The following is a 17,570-nucleotide window of genomic DNA, read 5'->3' on the forward strand; positions in this document are numbered from 1 at the left end:
CGAATTTTTAAAGAACGATCTGACAAAAGTCAGAAATCAACATTCATCAACGAATGTTCATTTCTAAGTTCTGACAAGTAACTGCTTACTGCGAAAGTGGTGGAGCCAAGCGGGATCGAACCGCTGACCTCCTGCGTGCAAGGCAGGCGCTCTCCCAGCTGAGCTATGGCCCCGTATTTTACGCCTTAACCATGTGATGGTAGGTCTGGGCAGATTTGAACTGCCGACCTCACCCTTATCAGGGGTGCGCTCTAACCAACTGAGCTACAGACCTATAACAGGGTCGCGTTACAGCATCGTCTTTATACAAGTGAATCAAGCAATTCGTGTGGGAGCTCATCAGCAGGCTGATGTCGTCGATTAAGGAGGTGATCCAGCCGCAGGTTCCCCTACGGCTACCTTGTTACGACTTCACCCCAGTCATGAATCACACCGTGGTAACCGTCCTCCCGAAGGTTAGACTAGCTACTTCTGGTGCAACCCACTCCCATGGTGTGACGGGCGGTGTGTACAAGGCCCGGGAACGTATTCACCGCGACATTCTGATTCGCGATTACTAGCGATTCCGACTTCACGCAGTCGAGTTGCAGACTGCGATCCGGACTACGATCGGTTTTGTGAGATTAGCTCCACCTCGCGGCTTGGCAACCCTCTGTACCGACCATTGTAGCACGTGTGTAGCCCAGGCCGTAAGGGCCATGATGACTTGACGTCATCCCCACCTTCCTCCGGTTTGTCACCGGCAGTCTCCTTAGAGTGCCCACCATAACGTGCTGGTAACTAAGGACAAGGGTTGCGCTCGTTACGGGACTTAACCCAACATCTCACGACACGAGCTGACGACAGCCATGCAGCACCTGTGTCAGAGTTCCCGAAGGCACCAATCCATCTCTGGAAAGTTCTCTGCATGTCAAGGCCTGGTAAGGTTCTTCGCGTTGCTTCGAATTAAACCACATGCTCCACCGCTTGTGCGGGCCCCCGTCAATTCATTTGAGTTTTAACCTTGCGGCCGTACTCCCCAGGCGGTCAACTTAATGCGTTAGCTGCGCCACTAAAATCTCAAGGATTCCAACGGCTAGTTGACATCGTTTACGGCGTGGACTACCAGGGTATCTAATCCTGTTTGCTCCCCACGCTTTCGCACCTCAGTGTCAGTATCAGTCCAGGTGGTCGCCTTCGCCACTGGTGTTCCTTCCTATATCTACGCATTTCACCGCTACACAGGAAATTCCACCACCCTCTACCGTACTCTAGCTTGCCAGTTTTGGATGCAGTTCCCAGGTTGAGCCCGGGGCTTTCACATCCAACTTAACAAACCACCTACGCGCGCTTTACGCCCAGTAATTCCGATTAACGCTTGCACCCTCTGTATTACCGCGGCTGCTGGCACAGAGTTAGCCGGTGCTTATTCTGTCGGTAACGTCAAAACAGCAAGGTATTAGCTTACTGCCCTTCCTCCCAACTTAAAGTGCTTTACAATCCGAAGACCTTCTTCACACACGCGGCATGGCTGGATCAGGCTTTCGCCCATTGTCCAATATTCCCCACTGCTGCCTCCCGTAGGAGTCTGGACCGTGTCTCAGTTCCAGTGTGACTGATCATCCTCTCAGACCAGTTACGGATCGTCGCCTTGGTGAGCCATTACCCCACCAACTAGCTAATCCGACCTAGGCTCATCTGATAGCGCAAGGCCCGAAGGTCCCCTGCTTTCTCCCGTAGGACGTATGCGGTATTAGCGTTCCTTTCGAAACGTTGTCCCCCACTACCAGGCAGATTCCTAGGCATTACTCACCCGTCCGCCGCTGAATCGAAGAGCAAGCTCTTCTCATCCGCTCGACTTGCATGTGTTAGGCCTGCCGCCAGCGTTCAATCTGAGCCATGATCAAACTCTTCAGTTCAATACTGCTTGGGTTTTTAAGAAACCCTAAACTTGGCTCAGCAATCTCAAATGACTATGTGATTTCTCGCATGGCCACTTGTGATGCTGATAATCTTTTTGACTATCAGTCCGTACTCACAAGCACCCACACGAATTACTTGATTCAATTTGTTAAAGAGCGTTTGGTTAAGAGCTTTTCGTCTCAACCGAGGCGCGCATTCTACGCTTTCCTCAGGGCCTGTCAAGCGTTTATTTTGAAGTTTTTTGCGAGAAACTCGTTTAGCTTCAAACACTTGACTCAACAGGGTGGCTAGCTTTACTTCGCTACCGCGTTGGAGTGGTGCGCATTATAGGGCGGCCTTCACGGAGGTCAACCTTTAATTTCAATGATTTGAAATATATCTGCTGCAAACACCTCAGGGCTACCACGCGCCCCTGCAATTGCGCACTATATTGCTCACCTCCCACCCGCCCAAGGATCGCCGCACCTAAATGAACACCCAACCCCGCAGCCTGGCCGCTACCCTTTTCCCGATCGGCCTGCTGCTAATCGCCATGGCATCGATTCAGTCCGGGGCCTCCCTGGCCAAAAGCATGTTCCCCATTATTGGCGCCCAAGGCACCACCACCCTGCGCCTGATCTTCGCCAGCATCATCATGCTCCTTATACTGCGCCCGTGGCGGGTACGCATGACCGCCAACACGTTGCGTAACGTGGTCATCTACGGCATGGCGCTGGGTGGCATGAACTTCCTCTTCTATATGGCCTTGCAAACGCTGCCTATCGGTATTGCCGTGGCCCTGGAGTTCACCGGCCCACTGGCCGTGGCGATTTTCTCCTCGCGCCGACCGATCGACTTCCTATGGATTGCCCTGGCCATCGCCGGCTTGCTGCTATTGCTGCCGGCAGGCCAAAGCGGCCAGACACTCGACCCACTGGGCGCTGCCTATGCACTGGGCGCGGGTGTGTGCTGGGCCCTATATATCCTGTTCGGGCAACGTGCGGGAGCAGAGCACGGCATCCAGAGTGCGGCCTTGGGGGTGGTAGTCGCCGCCCTGTTCGTCGCCCCCATTGGTATCGCCCACGCTGGTAGCGCACTGCTCACACCTGCCGTGATCCCGATGGCCCTGGCCGTTGCAGTGCTGTCCACCGCCCTGCCCTACAGCTTGGAAATGGTTGCCCTCACGCGCATCCCGGCGCGCACCTTCGGGACTCTGATGAGCATCGAACCGGCATTTGGCGCATTGTCCGGCCTGCTGTTCCTCGGCGAGGTGCTGACGGTTACACAGTGGCTGGCGATCCTGGCGATCATTACCGCATCGGTCGGCACCACCCTGTCCATGCGCAACACGTCCAAACCGGCCATCGCGGCAGACTGATATGAGAAATATTTTCATTTGAGACAGGATTAATGATTGTAGCGGCCCGCCTCGCTGATTAAGCTGTCACAGAATCATCATCTTTACGCTATCTACTGGACCGAACACGGAAGCTGGGGAAGTTTCAGGAAGAACCGAAGCGATAACGACAGGGCGTGACAACTGATTTGCCCTGCATTTAAGGACAGGAATGAAACGTATTTTTCTCATCCTGGCCATCTTGGCTATTGCTGGATGTGCCGCCACAGCCAAGACCGAGGTCAAAAGGGGCAAAAAGGGCCTGCATATCAATTGCTCCGGCCTTTCCTCCTCGTGGGATAATTGCTATAGCAAGGCCGCAAGCTCCTGCAGCACGCGGGGCTACCGGGTCATTGCACGCTCGGGCGATAGCGATGAAGAGGCCGGTGACTACTTGTTCGGCATCAACCCGGCGGGTTACACCAGCCGCAGCATGATCGTCATGTGCAAGTAGTGAAAAGGGCAGCTCGTAAGCTGCCCTTTTTCATTTGCCTTACAGCGGCGCAGTACGTGCCTCCAGCCAGGCCAGTGCATCACCCTTGAGTAGAGGCGCAAGGCGCTCTCGCACATTGGCATGATAGCCGTTCAGCCACTCCACCTCTTCCTTTACCAGCAGCGCGGGCAGCAGACAGCGGGTATCGATCGGGCACAGGGTCAAGGTCTCGAAGCACAGGAAATCGCCGAACGCACTCCTGCCCGCTTCGCGGTTGACCACCAGGTTCTCGATACGTACCCCCCACTGCCCCGGCCGGTACGTACCCGGCTCGATCGAGCTGATCATGCCCGCTTGCATCGCCGTCTGCGGTGCAGCCACTGCCTGATAGGCAATTACTTGCGGCCCTTCGTGTACGTTCATGAAGTAGCCCACCCCGTGCCCGGTGCCATGGCCATAGTCGACCTGGTCAGCCCAGATCGGCGCCCGGGCGATAGCGTCGAGCAACGGCGACAGTACCCCCCGCGGGAACGTGGCACGCGATAGGGCAATCATGCCCTTCAGTACCCGCGTGCAGTCCTGCTTCTGTGCATGGCTGGGGTTACCGACTGGCACCATGCGGGTGATGTCGGTGGTGCCGCCCAGGTATTGCCCACCCGAGTCGATCAGCAGCAAGCCATCACCTTCGATGACCGCATGCGACTGCTCGGTGGCACGGTAATGCGGCATGGCGCCATTGCCATTGAAGGCGGCAATGGTCGAGAAGCTCAGCGACACGAAATTCGGGCGCCGGGCACGTGCGGCACTCAATTGCTCGTCAACTGTAAGCTCAGTGACAACCTCTCGCCCAAGGTTCGCCTCGAACCAGGCAAAGAACTCGCACAAGGCTGCGCCGTCTTGCTCCATGACCTGGCGGATATGCACCAAGTCATCGCCGCCTTTGCAGGACTTGCTCAGCGTGGTGGGGTTTAGCCCCTCGACCAGCACCACCTCTGCCGCCAGGTTGGCCAACAGGCCGCAGGTGACACGGGCAGGATCCACCAGCAACCGCCCACCCGCCGCAACAGCGGCAAGGGCCTTGCCTGCCTCGCTATAGTCGCGCACCTCGATGCCGTCGACCGCCAGCACCTGGCGCAGGTGCGCATCCACCTTGTCCTGGCCTACGAACAAAATGGCCTGCTGCTGGTTGATCAAGGCAAAGGCCAGGAAAACCGGGTTGTAGGAGACATCGCTACCGCGCAGGTTGAACAACCAGGCAATGTCATCGAGGGTTGCGATAAAGTGCCAGTCGGCCCCCTTGTCCTGGATGCCCTGGCGCAGTTGCGCGAGCTTTTCCGCCCGGCTCACCGTGGCATGTGGCGGCAAGTGCTGGTACACAGGGTTGGCTGGGAGCGCCGGGCGCCCGTCCCAGACCTGGGCCAGCAGGTCCTTGTCGGTCACCAGCCGCGCCCCACGTGCCTTCAGCCGCTCACCTAGCTGGCGCGCCGAAGCCAGAGCCATGACCGCACCATCTACCGCGACGCTACCGTTGGGCTTGACGTTATCACCCAGCCACTCCAGCGCCCCTGGCTTGCCTGGCAACAGTTTCATCAGTTCGATGCCGCTGCCCGCCAGCTCGTGATCCGCCTGCTCCCAGTAGCGGCTATCGACCCACAGCCCGGCGAACCCAGAGGTGACCACCAGCGTACCGACCGAGCCATGGAACCCCGACAGCCACTGGCGCCCCTGCCAGTGACCGGGCAGGTATTCGGAAAGGTGAGGGTCGGCCGAGGGTACCAGCAAGGCATCGATGCCCCCTGCCGCCATGGCCTCGCGCACGTGCGCCAGTCGCTGTGGCACGCTTTGCTCAAGGGTGGTCTGGACGTTCATGCGCTCTCCTGCGGTTACATCAGAATTGATCCAATACACCGATAATGGAACAGCCGCCAGAGCCCTGCAATCGCCGCTGCACAAACAGGACACTTCCTACAGCTGGGCCTGGACCACCGATCCAGTTTTGCTGAACTTACCCAAGGCACCGGCTTCACACACAGTACATTCATTGCACACAGGCAAATGACCATGCCCAGTGCCAGCGAACCGAAAGCCGGCGTGGTGCTGCTCGATACCCGCGATCACACCCCCGAACATGAGCATGCCGTGCACCTCAAGCTTGCCGATGGCCTGGCCGGCCTGCTGGGCTGCCCGCACGTGAAACCCACCCCCTCAGCAACCGCCGTCGATGGCTACTACTACCTGCCCACCGAAACCCTGATCGACGCCAGACGTCAGGCCGCTAGAGGTATCCGCAGCGAGCAGGATCTGTTTGGCGGGCTGGTCGACCAGCCCTACATGGCAACCAAGGCGATCTCTCACCCGCTACCGGCCGGGGCCAGTTTTCCGCCGGGCTGGACCGATGACTTCGCCCGGCAGGCCAGTGACGCCTTGCTGCGCGGCTATACCGTATTCAGCAAAGCCGATGCGCGCACTGCTGCACAGCTACTGCTGCTCGACGGCCCCGTGCGGGTCAAGCCCGTGTTGGCCTGCGCAGGGCGCGGGCAGCAAGTCATCACCCTGGCAGACGCGCTGGAGCCCCTGCTGGCCGCCATGGACGACCAGCAGTTGGCACGGTGGGGGCTGGTACTCGAAGAGGACTTGAGCGACGTGCAAACCTTCAGCGTCGGCCAGGTGCGCGTCGCCGGCCTGACCTGCAGCTATCACGGCACTCAACAACTGACCCGCGACCATCAAGGCACCGAGGTGTACGGAGGTTCCGACCTGGTGGTGGTACGCGGCGACTACCAGGCACTCCTCCAGCTCCCCATGGAAGAGCACCTGCGACTGGCCATCAACCAGGCCATCACCTACGAGCAGGCTGCCGAGCAGCACTTCCCTGGTTTCATTGCCTCCCGGCGCAACTACGACATCGCCCGCGGCCTCGATTCGCAGGGCCACCTGCGCAGCGGCGTACTCGAACAATCCTGGCGCCTGGGCGGTGCCAGCAGCGCCGAGCTGTTGGCCCTGCAGGCTTTTGCCGATGACCCGGCATTACAGCGGGTGCGAGCCTCTACCCATGAAGTGTTCGGCACCCCCGACCTGCCCACTGACGCCACCCTCTTCTACCAAGGAAACGACAGTGAACTCGGACAACTCAGCAAATTTGCGCGGATTCGCGAACATGACCATTCAGAGTGAAACCGTTGAACTGCAGGTCGAAAATGATCGCATCGTCGGCACCCTGGTCAGCCCGGGCAGCAAGATGCCAGGTATTCTCTTCGTCCACGGCTGGGGCGGCAGCCAGCAACGCGACCTCGCCCGCGCCCGGCATATTACCGGGCTGGGTTGCGTGTGCATGACGTTCGACCTGCGCGGCCACGAAAAAACCGAGAGCCAGCGCCTCACGGTCACACGTGAGCAAAACTTGCAGGACTTGCTGGCGGCCTACGATCGACTGGTCAGTCACCCGGCCGTCGATAGCAGCGCCATCGCCATCATCGGCAGCAGCTATGGCGGTTACCTGGCCACCCTGCTGACCCGCGAACGGTCAGTCAGATGGCTGGCCCTGCGGGTACCTGCCATGTATTGGGACGATGAATGGGGCAGCCCCAAGCAAACGCTCGACCGTCAACGCCTGAACGACTACCGCCGACGCCCGCTCGGCCCGGCGGACAACCGCGCGCTGGCCGCCTGCGCCGAATTCAGCGGGGATGTACTGCTGGTGGAGTCCGAGCAGGACGACTACGTACCGCACAGCACACTGATGAGCTACCGCTCGGCGTTCGTCAGTGCCCACTCGCTCACCCATCGCATCGTCGACGGCGCCGACCACGCACTGTCCAGCGAAGAAAGCCAGAAAGCCTACAGCTCGATCCTGGCGGCATGGATCGGCGAAATGGTCATCGGTGCCCGTCTGGACCGCTACCCGCACTATGCACCGTGGTATGCCTGAGGCTCGCCTACCTGGCAATGCAGGCCGCCATCCGTGCCGCGCACCAGGCTGCGCAGGGCCTGGTAGGCGGCGAAGTTGACGCCCCGGGCCTGATGCTGCCCCAGCAGGTCAAGGAACGATTCTTCGACGAAGTGCACTGCCGCCTCCGCCCAGGCCTGGCGTGACTGCCATTGCAGGTACTGCAACACCCGGCTGCCATCGTCACTGGCCTGGATGCTCACACCCTGCAAGCCTTCGCAACGCGTGGCCAACACTTCGCTACGCGCCACCAGGGCCTGGGCCAGTGCGTGCTGGCACACGCTGGGCACTTCATATTCGATCATCTGGGTGAACCACAAGGCATGAGCGTTTGCCGACATCGACGGTCTCCTGGATAAGGACGCATGCAGCGCGATGCCGAGCAGGGTAAAACCTCAAGCAAAGTCAAGGTCAAGTGGTTTCTACATACCCTGATCGGACACCGCAAACCGCCGCCGATAGTCGCTCGGGGTAAAGCCGGTGACGCGTTGGAACACCTTGCGGAAGGCGCCCGGATCCTGGTAGCCCACACCCCAGGCGATCTGTTCGACGTTGCGCCGGGTAAACTCCAGCAAACGGCACGCCCGCCCTACCCTGACCTGCTGGCAGTACTCGGTCGGGCGTAGCCCGGTAGCAGCACGAAATCGCCGCAAGAAGGTCCGCGCCTCCAGCCCCGCGCAGGCAGCCATCGCGGCCAGGTCGGCATCCTGCCCACCATTGCCCTGCAACCAGTGTTGTACTTTCAGCACGGCCTCGTCACCGTGATCCAGGCGCGGGCTGAATACAGCCCCGGGCAGCGTCGCCGTGACCGGATCGACGGCCAGATAGCGGGCGGTCTCCCGTGCCACCGTAGCCCCCAGAAAGCGCTCCAGCAGGCGCAAGCCCAAGTCGGTCCAGGCCATGAGCCCGGCCGAGGTCACGATGTCCCCGTCATCCAGCAACGGCTGCTGGGCCTCTACCCGCACCTTGGGGAAGCGCTGTGCAAGCGCCTGTACATAGTTCCAGTGGGTGCAGGCCGGGCGCCCGTCCAGCAGGCCGCTGGCGGCAATGAAAAACACCCCGATACATACTGACGCCAGCACCGTACCCTGCACGTGCAGTTGGCACAGCAACGCGCGGTGACGTTCGAGCAGCTCGGCTTGCGGAGCCGACTCCAGGCTCGGCGGAATGATCAAAACGCGCAAGCCCAGCCCGGCATCAGCCGGGCTATCCGGGGCAGGCAGCAATCGTCCCAATTCATCTGCCTGCCAGAAGCTGACGCGAATAGTCGGCAACCCAACGCCACCCAGCTCGGCCGCAACCCGGTTGGCCACCAGGAACAGGTCGGCCAGCCCATGCACGGCGGCGCGCTGCACGCCGGGGTACAGCAGCAGACCGATGTCCAGGCTGGCTGGGGTGTCAGTTTTTGCCCGCATAGTGTCGTTCGCGCCAATCCTCATGTCAGTGCACACAGCCTATAACTAACGTCTATCCACGACTACTGCCACAGGAGGCAGCATGAGCAAGCAGGCACTGATCATCATCGACATCCAGAACGACTACTTCCCGGGCGGCAAGTGGACACTTGATGGCGCCGACCAGGCGGCCGACAACGCTGCACGCTTGTTGGCAGCAGCGCGCCAGCGTGGCGACCTGGTGGTGCACGTGCGGCATGAGTTCGACAGCGCCGATGCGCCATTCTTCGCCCCAGGCTCGCAGGGTGCGGCAATCCACTCCAAGGTCGCGCCGGTAAAAGGCGAGCCGGTGGTGCTCAAGCACAAGGTCAATGCCTTCCTAGGCACCGAGCTTGAGCACACGCTGGACCGGCATGGTGTCGAGGCCCTGACCATTGCCGGCAGCATGAGCCACATGTGCATCGACGCCGCTACCCGCGCCGCGGCAGATTTGGGCTATACGGTGACCGTGGCGCACGATGCCTGCGCGACCCTACCACTGGAATTCGACGGCAAGCAGGTGCCGGCGGCGCAGGTGCATGATTCGGCGATGGCGGCGTTGGCGTTTGCCTACGCCAAGGTGGTGAAGACCGAAGAACTGCTGAAAGATTGATCAGCTCGAGAGCTTTGGGGGCTGCTGTGCAGCCCCTAAAGCTGCAAGCTCAAATCACCACATTGCGCACAAACCGCACCGCCACCGCGCCATCGTTACGGTAGGCATACCGGCAATTGCTGGGGAACACGTGGAACTGCCCCACCTGCAAGCGATGCTCGACATCTTCGATGATCAGCGTCAATTGCCCTTCGGCCACATAAATCTGCTCGCTCCAGCCTTCGGCATCAGCCTCGCTGGAATAGCACTCGCCCGGTGCGAGGGTCCACTCCCACAGCTCCACCTCGCGCCGTGCCGCACTGGTGCCAAGCAACACCGCCCTGCTCTGCGGATGTTCGCCAGCCCAGGCCAGCTCTTCGATGCGCCCGGGGTCGCGCAGGTCTGGCGCCTGGATCAGGGTACTGAAGGCCACGCCCAAGGCTTCAGCGATCAAGTCCAGGGTGGTCAAGCTGACATTCTTCTCGCCCGCCTCGATCGCTACCAGCATGCGGCGGCTGACCCCGGAGCGCTCGGCAAGCGCCGTCTGGCTCATTCCGGCAGCGTTGCGCAGGCTGCGCACATTGAGGCTGACATGTTGCAGCACCGATGCCCGGTGCAAAGAATCTTTGTGCACTATATTGCTCACTGGTCAAGATTGCGCAGTATACTGCCCACTTTTGCGGCGATTGTGCGCCGCCCCCCGCCGAGTGTGCAAGACCATGAGCCAGCCCAGCAGCAAGTCGACCTCCACCGTTACCTTTCGCCTGAGCAAGGCCGAACTGGTGCTGGTGTTCATCACCATGTTGTGGGGCGGCACCTTCCTGCTGGTGCACAACGTGATGACCGTCAGCGGCCCGATGTTCTTCGTCGGCCTGCGCTTTGCGGCAGCCGCGCTGTTCGTAGCCGTGGTGTCGGCACGAGCGCTGCCTGGGCTGACCTTTACCGAACTGAAGGCCGGCATGCTGATCGGTGTGTCGATAATGCTCGGCTACGGCTTGCAGACCATGGGCCTGCAAACCATCAGCAGCAGCCAGTCGGCGTTCATCACCGCACTTTACGTGCCGTTCGTGCCGCTGCTGCAGTGGCTGGTGCTGGGCCGGCGGCCTGGCCTGATGCCCAGCATCGGCATTTGCCTGGCGTTCATCGGCCTGATGCTGCTGGCCGGGCCCGAAGGCGGCAGCCTGCACTTCAGCGAAGGCGAACTGGTCACCTTGGTCAGCGCGGTGGCCATTGCAGGCGAAATCATCCTGATCAGCCGCTATGCAGGCCAGGTCGATGTGCGACGGGTCACCGTCGTGCAACTGGCGACTGCTTCACTGCTAGCGTTCCTGATGATCGTGCCGACCCAGGAGCGCATCCCCGACTTCTCCTGGCTGCTGCTGACCAGCGCAGTGGGCCTGGGCGCCATGAGCGCAGTCATTCAGGTGGCAATGAACTGGGCGCAAAAGTCGGTCTCCCCCACCCGCGCGACCCTCATCTATGCCGGTGAACCGGTGTGGGCCGGTATCGTCGGGCGCCTAGCCGGCGAGCGCCTGCCGGGCGTGGCGCTGCTTGGCGGCTTGCTGATCGTGATCGCGGTGGTGGTCAGCGAACTCAAGGTGCGCCGCCCGCGCGAAGCCGATGCCGCACAGGACGTGCAAAATTCAGGCGAGCGCCAGGCAGGGCTGTAAAGCCGCCAACTACGACTATGCTTTGTAAAAAACTGTTATAAAAAAACAGCTTGTCACAGCCTGTTTGTAGGATTCTGCGACAGCTTGCGTGTTGGTGATCATCCACTCGGCACGTATGATCTTTGCAAACTTCTCCAGAATAGGCCGCTATGTCTTTGATAGTGCTACTGCTTCTGCCGTTCGTGGGCAGTTGCCTGGCAGCCGTGCTGCCGCACAACGCACGTAACGCCGAGTCCATTCTTGCCGGGCTCGTAGCCCTGGTCGGTACCGTCCAGGTAGCACTTCTGTACCCTCAGATTGCCCACGGTGGCGTAATTCGCGAAGAATTCCTGTGGCTGCCCAGCCTGGGGTTGAACCTGGTGCTGCGCATGGACGGCTTTGCCTGGCTGTTCTCGTTGCTGGTGCTGGGCATTGGTACGCTGGTGTCGCTGTATGCCCGCTACTACATGTCGCCGCAAGACCCGGTACCGCGTTTCTTCGCCTTCTTCCTGGCCTTCATGGGCGCCATGCTCGGCCTGGTGATCTCCGGCAACCTGATCCAGCTGGTGTTCTTCTGGGAACTCACCAGCCTGTTCTCCTTCCTGCTCATCGGCTACTGGCACCACCGCGCCGACGCCCGCCGCGGCGCCTACATGGCGCTGATGGTCACCGGCGCGGGCGGTTTGTGCCTGTTGGTAGGGGCCCTGCTGCTAGGCCATGTGGTCGGCAGCTACGACCTGGACAAGGTCCTGGCTGCCGGCGACACCATCCGCCAGCATGCGCTGTACCCGGTGCTGCTGCCCCTGATCCTCATCGGCGCCCTGAGCAAGAGCGCACAGTTCCCCTTCCATTTCTGGCTGCCCCACGCCATGGCAGCGCCCACCCCGGTATCGGCCTATCTGCACTCCGCCACCATGGTCAAGGCGGGCGTGTTCCTGCTGGCGCGCTTCTGGCCGGTGCTGTCGGGCAGCGATGAGTGGTTCTGGATCGTCGGCGGCGCCGGCGCCCTCACTCTGCTGCTCGGCGCTTTCGCCGCCATGTTCCAGAACGACCTCAAGGGCCTGCTGGCCTATTCGACCATCAGCCACCTGGGCCTCATTACCCTGCTGCTAGGTCTGAACAGCCCGCTGGCGGCCGTTGCCGCCGTGTTCCACATTCTCAACCATGCCACCTTCAAAGCCTCCCTGTTCATGGCCGCCGGTATCATCGACCACGAAAGCGGTACGCGTGACATCCGCCGCCTCAGTGGCCTGATCCGCCTGGTGCCATACACCGCCACCCTGGCCATGGTGGCCAGCGCCTCGATGGCCGGCGTCCCGTTGATGAACGGCTTCCTGTCGAAAGAAATGTTCTTCGCCGAAACCGTATTCATCAGCTCCACCGCCTGGGTCGAAACGACGTTGCCGGTGATCGCCACCCTGGCCGGTACCTTCAGCGTGGCTTATGCCCTGCGCTTCACGGTCGATGTGTTCTTCGGGCCGCCAGCCCAGGACCTGCCCCATACCCCGCACGAGCCGCCACGCTGGATGCGTGCGCCGGTCGAGCTGCTGGTGCTCACCTGCCTGGTAGTGGGCATCTTCCCTGCTCAGTCGGTCGGCCCGCTGCTGGCCGCTGCGGCCCTGCCGGTAGTAGGCGGCACACTGCCGGAATACAGCCTGGCCATCTGGCATGGCTGGAACGCACCGCTGATCATGAGCCTGGTGGCCATGAGCGGCGGCATCGTCCTGTACCTGCTGCTGCGCAAGCAGCTGCGCCTGGGCCGCTTCCCCTACCCACCGCTGATCGAGCGCTTCAACGGCAAGCGCCTGTTCGAGCACGGCCAAGTGCACCTGATGCTGCTGGCACGTCGCATCGAGCGCCTGTTCACCACCCGTCGCCTGCAGTCGCAGCTGTTCATGCTGGTCGTCGCCGCGTTTCTTGCTGGCCTCACGCCCATGCTCTACAGCGGCCTGAGCTGGGGCGACCGGCCGAAGATTCCGGGCTCGGGTGTGTTCGTCGCCCTGTGGCTGATCGCCATTGCCTGCGCCATCGGCGCCGCCTACCAGGCCAAATACCACCGTCTGGCAGCACTGATCATGGTCAGCGTCTGCGGCTTGATGACCTGCATCACCTTCGTCTGGTTCTCCGCGCCCGATCTGGCCCTGACCCAGTTGGTGGTGGAAGTGGTGACTACTGTGCTGATCTTGCTCGGCTTGCGCTGGTTGCCGCGGCGGATCGAAGGTGTGTCGCCGCTGCCCGGCAGCCTGGAGCGCGCGCGCATGCGCCGCCTGCGCGACCTGCTGCTGGCGGTGCTGGTAGGGGGCGGCATGGCCGTGCTGTCCTACGCGATGCTGACCCGGCCGACGCCCAACGATATTTCCTCGTTCTACCTGAGTCGGGCGCTGCCTCAGGGCGGTGGTACCAATGTGGTCAATGTCATGCTGGTCGACTTCCGCGGCTTCGATACCCTCGGTGAAATTACCGTGCTGGTGGCCGTGGCGCTGACCGTGTTCGCCCTGCTGCGGCGCTTCCGCCCACCGAAGGAGAGCATGCAACTGCCGGCGCAGCAGCGCCAGCTGGCGCCCGACGTGGTCACCGACCTGATCAACCCGCGGCACGCCACCGACACCGCACTCGGTTTCATGATGGTGCCGGCGGTACTGGTGCGCCTGCTGCTGCCAATCGCCCTGCTGGTGTCGATGTACTTGTTCATGCGCGGGCACAACCAGCCGGGCGGTGGCTTTGTCGCCGGCCTGGTGATGTCGGTGGCGTTCATCCTGCAGTACATGGTGGCCGGCACCCAGTGGGTCGAAGCACAGATGAGCCTGCGGCCGCTGCGCTGGATGGGCACCGGGCTGCTGTGCGCGACCCTGACTGGGGTCGGTGCCATGTTGCTTGGCTATCCGTTCCTCACCACTCATACCGCCCACCTGCACCTGCCGTTGCTCGGTGACGTGCACGTGGCCAGCGCGCTGTTCTTCGATGTCGGCGTGTACACCGTGGTGGTCGGCTCGACGCTGTTGATCCTCACGGCCCTGGCGCACCAGTCGGTGCGCGCCTACCGCCCGGGCAACCCGGCGAAAACCAGCCAAGCAGGAGCCGCCTGATGGAAGAAGTGATTGCAGTCGCCATCGGCGTGCTGGCCGCCTCGGGGGTGTGGCTGATCCTGCGCCCGCGTACCTACCAGGTAATCATGGGCCTGTGCCTGCTGTCTTACGGGGTCAACCTGTTCATTTTCAGCATGGGCAGCCTGTTCATTGGCAAGGAGCCGATCATCAAGGACGGCGTCACTCAGGACCTGCTGCATTACACCGACCCACTGCCGCAGGCGCTGGTGTTAACCGCCATCGTCATCAGTTTCGCCATGACTGCGCTGTTTCTGGTGGTGCTGCTGGCCTCGCGTGGCCTGACTGGTACCGACCACGTGGATGGCCGGGAGCGTGACGAATGAGTGGCATGAGTCAACTGATCGTCGCCCCCATTCTGCTGCCGCTGATTACTGCATCGGTGATGTTGCTGCTGGGTGAAAAGCACAGGCATATCAAGGCCAGGCTGAACCTGCTGTCAACCTTCGCCGGCCTGGTCATCGCGGTCTCTCTGCTGCTGTGGGTGCGGACCCAGGGCCAGGCAGAGTCGATAGGCGTGTACCTGCCGGGTAACTGGCCGGCGCCATTCGGCATCGTGCTGGTGGTGGACCACTTGTCTGCGCTCTTGCTGACCCTGACCGGGGTGATCGGTTTCAGTGCGCTACTGTTTGCCCGTGCCCGCTGGGACGGCGCCGGGGCCAGCTTCCATGCGCTGTTCCAGATCCAGCTGATGGGCCTGTACGGGGCCTTCCTCACCGCCGACCTGTTCAACCTGTTCGTGTTCTTCGAAGTGCTGCTGGCCGCCTCCTATGGCCTGCTGCTGCATGGCTCGGGTCGCGCTCGGGTGCGCGCCGGCCTGCACTACATCGCCATCAACCTGTTCGCCTCATCGTTGTTCCTGATCGGCGCAGCAATGCTGTATGGCGTGACCGGTACCTTGAACATGGCCGATCTGGCACTGAAGATTCCACTGGTACCGGAGGCCGACCGTGGCCTGCTGCATGCCGGCGCGGCAATCCTGGCCATGGCCTTCCTGGTCAAGGCCGGTATCTGGCCGCTGAACTTCTGGCTGGTGCCAGCCTACGCCTCGGCCAGTGCGCCGGTGGCTGCGCTGTTCGCCATCATGACCAAAGTCGGCCTGTACGCCGTGCTGCGCCTGTGGACGCTGCTGTTCTCCGGGCAGGCCGGAGCCTCGGCGCATTTCGGCGGCGAGTGGCTGGTGTACGGCGGCCTGGTCACTCTGGCGGTGGCAGCAGTATCGATCCTTGCCGCACAGCGCCTGGAGCGCATGGCGGCCCTGAGCATACTGGTCTCGGCCGGCACCCTGCTCGGCGCCGTCGGCTTTGCCCAGTCGGCGCTGACCGGCGCGGCGTTGTTCTATCTGGTCAATTCGACCCTCGCGCTGTGCGCACTGTTCCTGCTCGCTGAACTGGTCGAGCGTTCGCGCTCGGCCAATGAAGCACCGCTGGACGAAGAAGAAGACGCCATGCCCCCACCGCTGGAATCGCTGCACCCGCCCAAAGGCATCAACCTCGACGATGAGCAGAAGGCGGTGATCGGCCAGATCATCCCGTGGACCATGGCCTTCCTTGGCCTCAGCTTCATCGCTTGTGCGCTGCTGATCATCGGCATGCCGCCGCTGTCGGGTTTTGTCGCCAAGCTCAACCTTATCAGCGCGCTATTCAACCCACTGGGCCTCGGCGTGCCCGCCGAACAGCCGCTGAGTGTGGCCGGCTGGGGTCTCGTGGCCTTGCTGATCCTCTCCGGTTTGGCTTCGCTGATCGCCTTCGGCCGCGTTGGCATCCAGCGTTTCTGGAAACCCGAAGAACGGCCCTCGCCGGTACTGCGCCGCTATGAGTGCCTGCCGATCGTCATCCTGCTCGGCCTGTGCATCATACTCAGCCTCAAGGCCGAGCCGTTGCTGCGCTACACCCAGGACACAGCTGCCAGCCTGCAGGCCCCGGACGCCTATATCGAAGCCGTGATGGCCGCCCGGCCGATTCCTGGCCCCACCACGCTCGACGTACAGGTGCAGCCATGAACCGACTGTTCCCCGCCCCACTGCTGTCGGTCTCGCTGTTCGGCCTGTGGCTGTTGCTGAACCTCTCGGTAAGCCCTGGCAACCTGCTGCTAGGCGCCGCACTCGGCGTGCTGGCGCCGCTGCTGATGGCGCCCCTGCGTCCGCAGCATGCCCACGTACGCCGGCCACTGGTCATCGCCAGGCTGATCGCCCGGGTCGGCCTGGATGTAATCATCTCCAACCTGCTGGTTGCTCGTGGCGTGCTGCGTGCCGGCAAGCAGCCTCCACGCTCCGCGTTCGTCCACATACCGCTGGCACTGCGCGACGCGCACGGCCTGGCAGCGCTGTCGATGATTACCACGGTGGTACCGGGCACCGTCTGGTCCGAACTGGCGCTGGACCGCAGTGTCTTGCTGCTGCACGTGTTCGACCTGGAGGATGAAGCGGCCTTCATCCAACACTTCAAGGACACCTACGAACGCCCGCTGATGGAGATTTTCCAATGACAGGCCTGCTCGCCAATGCTGTTCTCGCCAGCCTGTTCATCTTCGCCCTGGCCATGGGCCTGGCGCTGATCCGGCTGTTCCGTGGCCCATCCGCCCAGGACCGTGTGCTGGCGCTGGACTACCTGTACATCCTGGCCATGCTGACCATGCTGGTGCTGGGTATCCGCTATGCCAGTGACACCTATTTCGAGGGTGCCCTGCTGATTGCGCTGTTCGGCTTCGTCGGCTCGTTTGCCCTGGCCAAGTTCCTGCTGCGCGGTGAGGTGATCGAATGACTGAAACCCTGGTACTGCCGTTTTGGCTGGAACTGGTCACTGCCGCGCTGCTGCTGACCGGCAGCCTGTTCGCCCTGATCGGTGCGATAGGCCTGGTGCGCCTGAAAGACTACTTCCAACGCATGCACCCGCCCGCACTGGCCTCGACCATTGGCGCCTGGTGCGTGGCACTGGCCTCGATCATCTATTTCTCGTGGCTCAAGGACGCCCCGGTGCTGCATGCCTGGCTGATCCCGATACTGCTGTCGATCACCGTGCCGGTCACCACGCTACTGCTGGCGCGGGCGGCGCTGTTCCGCAAGCGCATGTCGAAAGAGCCGGTCCCTGAAGAGGTCAGCAGCGGCAGCGACCGAGGTAACTGAAGGGTTGCCGCC

At 61.9% G+C, this 17,570-nt stretch carries 16 protein-coding genes, 2 tRNA genes and 1 rRNA gene; 12 read left to right on the plus strand and 7 right to left on the minus strand.

Features of this window, described 5'->3' with window-relative positions:
* Positions 1-97 precede the first annotated feature (97 nt).
* From Q9451_RS21160 to Q9451_RS21170, 3 genes are all read right to left on the minus strand, one after another.
* A tRNA-Ala gene (locus Q9451_RS21160) sits at positions 98-173 on the minus strand.
* A gap of 24 nt (positions 174-197) precedes the next feature.
* Positions 198-274: transfer RNA gene (locus Q9451_RS21165), tRNA-Ile, on the minus strand.
* A gap of 87 nt (positions 275-361) precedes the next feature.
* Positions 362-1,898, minus strand: a 16S ribosomal RNA gene (locus Q9451_RS21170).
* Between the two features lie 473 nt (positions 1,899-2,371).
* Between Q9451_RS21170 and rhtA the strand changes: the two genes are divergently transcribed.
* Both rhtA and Q9451_RS21180 read left to right on the plus strand, forming a co-directional pair.
* A complete protein-coding gene (rhtA, locus tag Q9451_RS21175) occupies positions 2,372-3,259 on the plus strand; it encodes a threonine/homoserine exporter RhtA (RefSeq protein WP_012271523.1) in 888 nt (295 codons plus the stop codon).
* A 190-nt stretch (positions 3,260-3,449) separates the two neighbouring features.
* Positions 3,450-3,731, plus strand: coding sequence for a hypothetical protein (locus Q9451_RS21180; protein WP_012271522.1), 282 nt, complete (start codon positions 3,450-3,452; stop codon positions 3,729-3,731).
* Between the two features lie 39 nt (positions 3,732-3,770).
* On the opposite strand, the gene Q9451_RS21185 is transcribed toward Q9451_RS21180, so the two are convergent.
* Positions 3,771-5,579, minus strand: a complete 1,809-nt coding sequence (locus tag Q9451_RS21185; RefSeq protein WP_012271521.1) for an aminopeptidase P family protein — start codon at positions 5,577-5,579, stop codon at positions 3,771-3,773.
* Between the two features lie 186 nt (positions 5,580-5,765).
* Between Q9451_RS21185 and Q9451_RS21190 the strand changes: the two genes are divergently transcribed.
* Together Q9451_RS21190 and Q9451_RS21195 are read left to right on the plus strand one after the other, a co-directional pair.
* Positions 5,766-6,884 (plus strand): DUF3182 family protein, encoded by a 1,119-nt coding sequence (locus Q9451_RS21190; RefSeq protein WP_012271520.1) that lies wholly within the window; start codon positions 5,766-5,768, stop codon positions 6,882-6,884.
* Positions 6,868-7,638 carry an alpha/beta fold hydrolase gene (locus Q9451_RS21195; RefSeq protein ID WP_012271519.1) on the plus strand — a complete coding sequence of 257 codons (771 nt, stop codon included), beginning with the start codon at positions 6,868-6,870 and terminating at the stop codon, positions 7,636-7,638. The genes Q9451_RS21190 and Q9451_RS21195 overlap by 17 nt, the downstream gene beginning before the upstream one ends.
* Here the strand turns inward: Q9451_RS21195 and Q9451_RS21200 are convergent.
* Together Q9451_RS21200 and Q9451_RS21205 are read right to left on the minus strand one after the other, a co-directional pair.
* On the minus strand, positions 7,617-7,997 hold the full coding sequence (locus Q9451_RS21200) for an antibiotic biosynthesis monooxygenase (protein WP_012271518.1): 381 nt from the start codon (positions 7,995-7,997) through the stop codon (positions 7,617-7,619). The genes Q9451_RS21195 and Q9451_RS21200 overlap by 22 nt on opposite strands.
* Before the next feature lie 81 nt (positions 7,998-8,078).
* Positions 8,079-9,071, minus strand: a complete 993-nt coding sequence (locus tag Q9451_RS21205) for a helix-turn-helix domain-containing protein (protein ID WP_041166447.1) — start codon at positions 9,069-9,071, stop codon at positions 8,079-8,081.
* Between the two features lie 82 nt (positions 9,072-9,153).
* Here Q9451_RS21205 and Q9451_RS21210 point away from each other — a divergent pair, with 82 nt between their 5' ends.
* Positions 9,154-9,702: a cysteine hydrolase family protein gene (locus Q9451_RS21210; RefSeq protein WP_012271516.1), complete on the plus strand. Its 549-nt coding sequence runs from the start codon at positions 9,154-9,156 to the stop codon at positions 9,700-9,702.
* Between the two features lie 49 nt (positions 9,703-9,751).
* Here the strand turns inward: Q9451_RS21210 and Q9451_RS21215 are convergent, their stop codons facing one another.
* On the minus strand, positions 9,752-10,315 hold the full coding sequence (locus Q9451_RS21215; protein ID WP_041166446.1) for an XRE family transcriptional regulator: 564 nt from the start codon (positions 10,313-10,315) through the stop codon (positions 9,752-9,754).
* Positions 10,316-10,400: 85 nt separating this feature from the next.
* Between Q9451_RS21215 and Q9451_RS21220 the strand changes: the two genes are divergently transcribed.
* The 7 genes from Q9451_RS21220 to Q9451_RS21250 all read left to right on the plus strand — a co-directional run bounded on the left by Q9451_RS21220 (position 10,401) and on the right by Q9451_RS21250 (position 17,558).
* Complete coding sequence (locus Q9451_RS21220) at positions 10,401-11,351, plus strand: DMT family transporter (RefSeq protein ID WP_012271514.1); 951 nt, start codon at positions 10,401-10,403, stop codon at positions 11,349-11,351.
* Positions 11,352-11,500: 149 nt separating this feature from the next.
* A complete protein-coding gene (locus tag Q9451_RS21225; RefSeq protein WP_012271513.1) occupies positions 11,501-14,416 on the plus strand; it encodes a monovalent cation/H+ antiporter subunit A in 2,916 nt (971 codons plus the stop codon).
* Complete coding sequence (locus tag Q9451_RS21230) at positions 14,416-14,760, plus strand: Na+/H+ antiporter subunit C (RefSeq protein ID WP_003250128.1); 345 nt, start codon at positions 14,416-14,418, stop codon at positions 14,758-14,760. The genes Q9451_RS21225 and Q9451_RS21230 overlap by 1 nt, the downstream gene beginning before the upstream one ends.
* Positions 14,757-16,436 carry a monovalent cation/H+ antiporter subunit D gene (locus Q9451_RS21235; RefSeq protein WP_012271512.1) on the plus strand — a complete coding sequence of 560 codons (1,680 nt, stop codon included), beginning with the start codon at positions 14,757-14,759 and terminating at the stop codon, positions 16,434-16,436. Before Q9451_RS21230 ends, Q9451_RS21235 begins: the two co-directional genes overlap by 4 nt.
* Positions 16,433-16,921, plus strand: coding sequence for a Na+/H+ antiporter subunit E (locus Q9451_RS21240; protein ID WP_012271511.1), 489 nt, complete (start codon positions 16,433-16,435; stop codon positions 16,919-16,921). Before Q9451_RS21235 ends, Q9451_RS21240 begins: the two co-directional genes overlap by 4 nt.
* Positions 16,918-17,196 (plus strand): K+/H+ antiporter subunit F, encoded by a 279-nt coding sequence (locus Q9451_RS21245; RefSeq protein WP_003250109.1) that lies wholly within the window; start codon positions 16,918-16,920, stop codon positions 17,194-17,196. The genes Q9451_RS21240 and Q9451_RS21245 overlap by 4 nt, the downstream gene beginning before the upstream one ends.
* Positions 17,193-17,558, plus strand: a complete 366-nt coding sequence (locus tag Q9451_RS21250) for a Na+/H+ antiporter subunit G (protein WP_012271510.1) — start codon at positions 17,193-17,195, stop codon at positions 17,556-17,558. The genes Q9451_RS21245 and Q9451_RS21250 overlap by 4 nt, the downstream gene beginning before the upstream one ends.
* Positions 17,559-17,570 lie beyond the last annotated feature (12 nt).

Source organism: Pseudomonas sp. NY8896 (genome assembly GCF_039634505.1).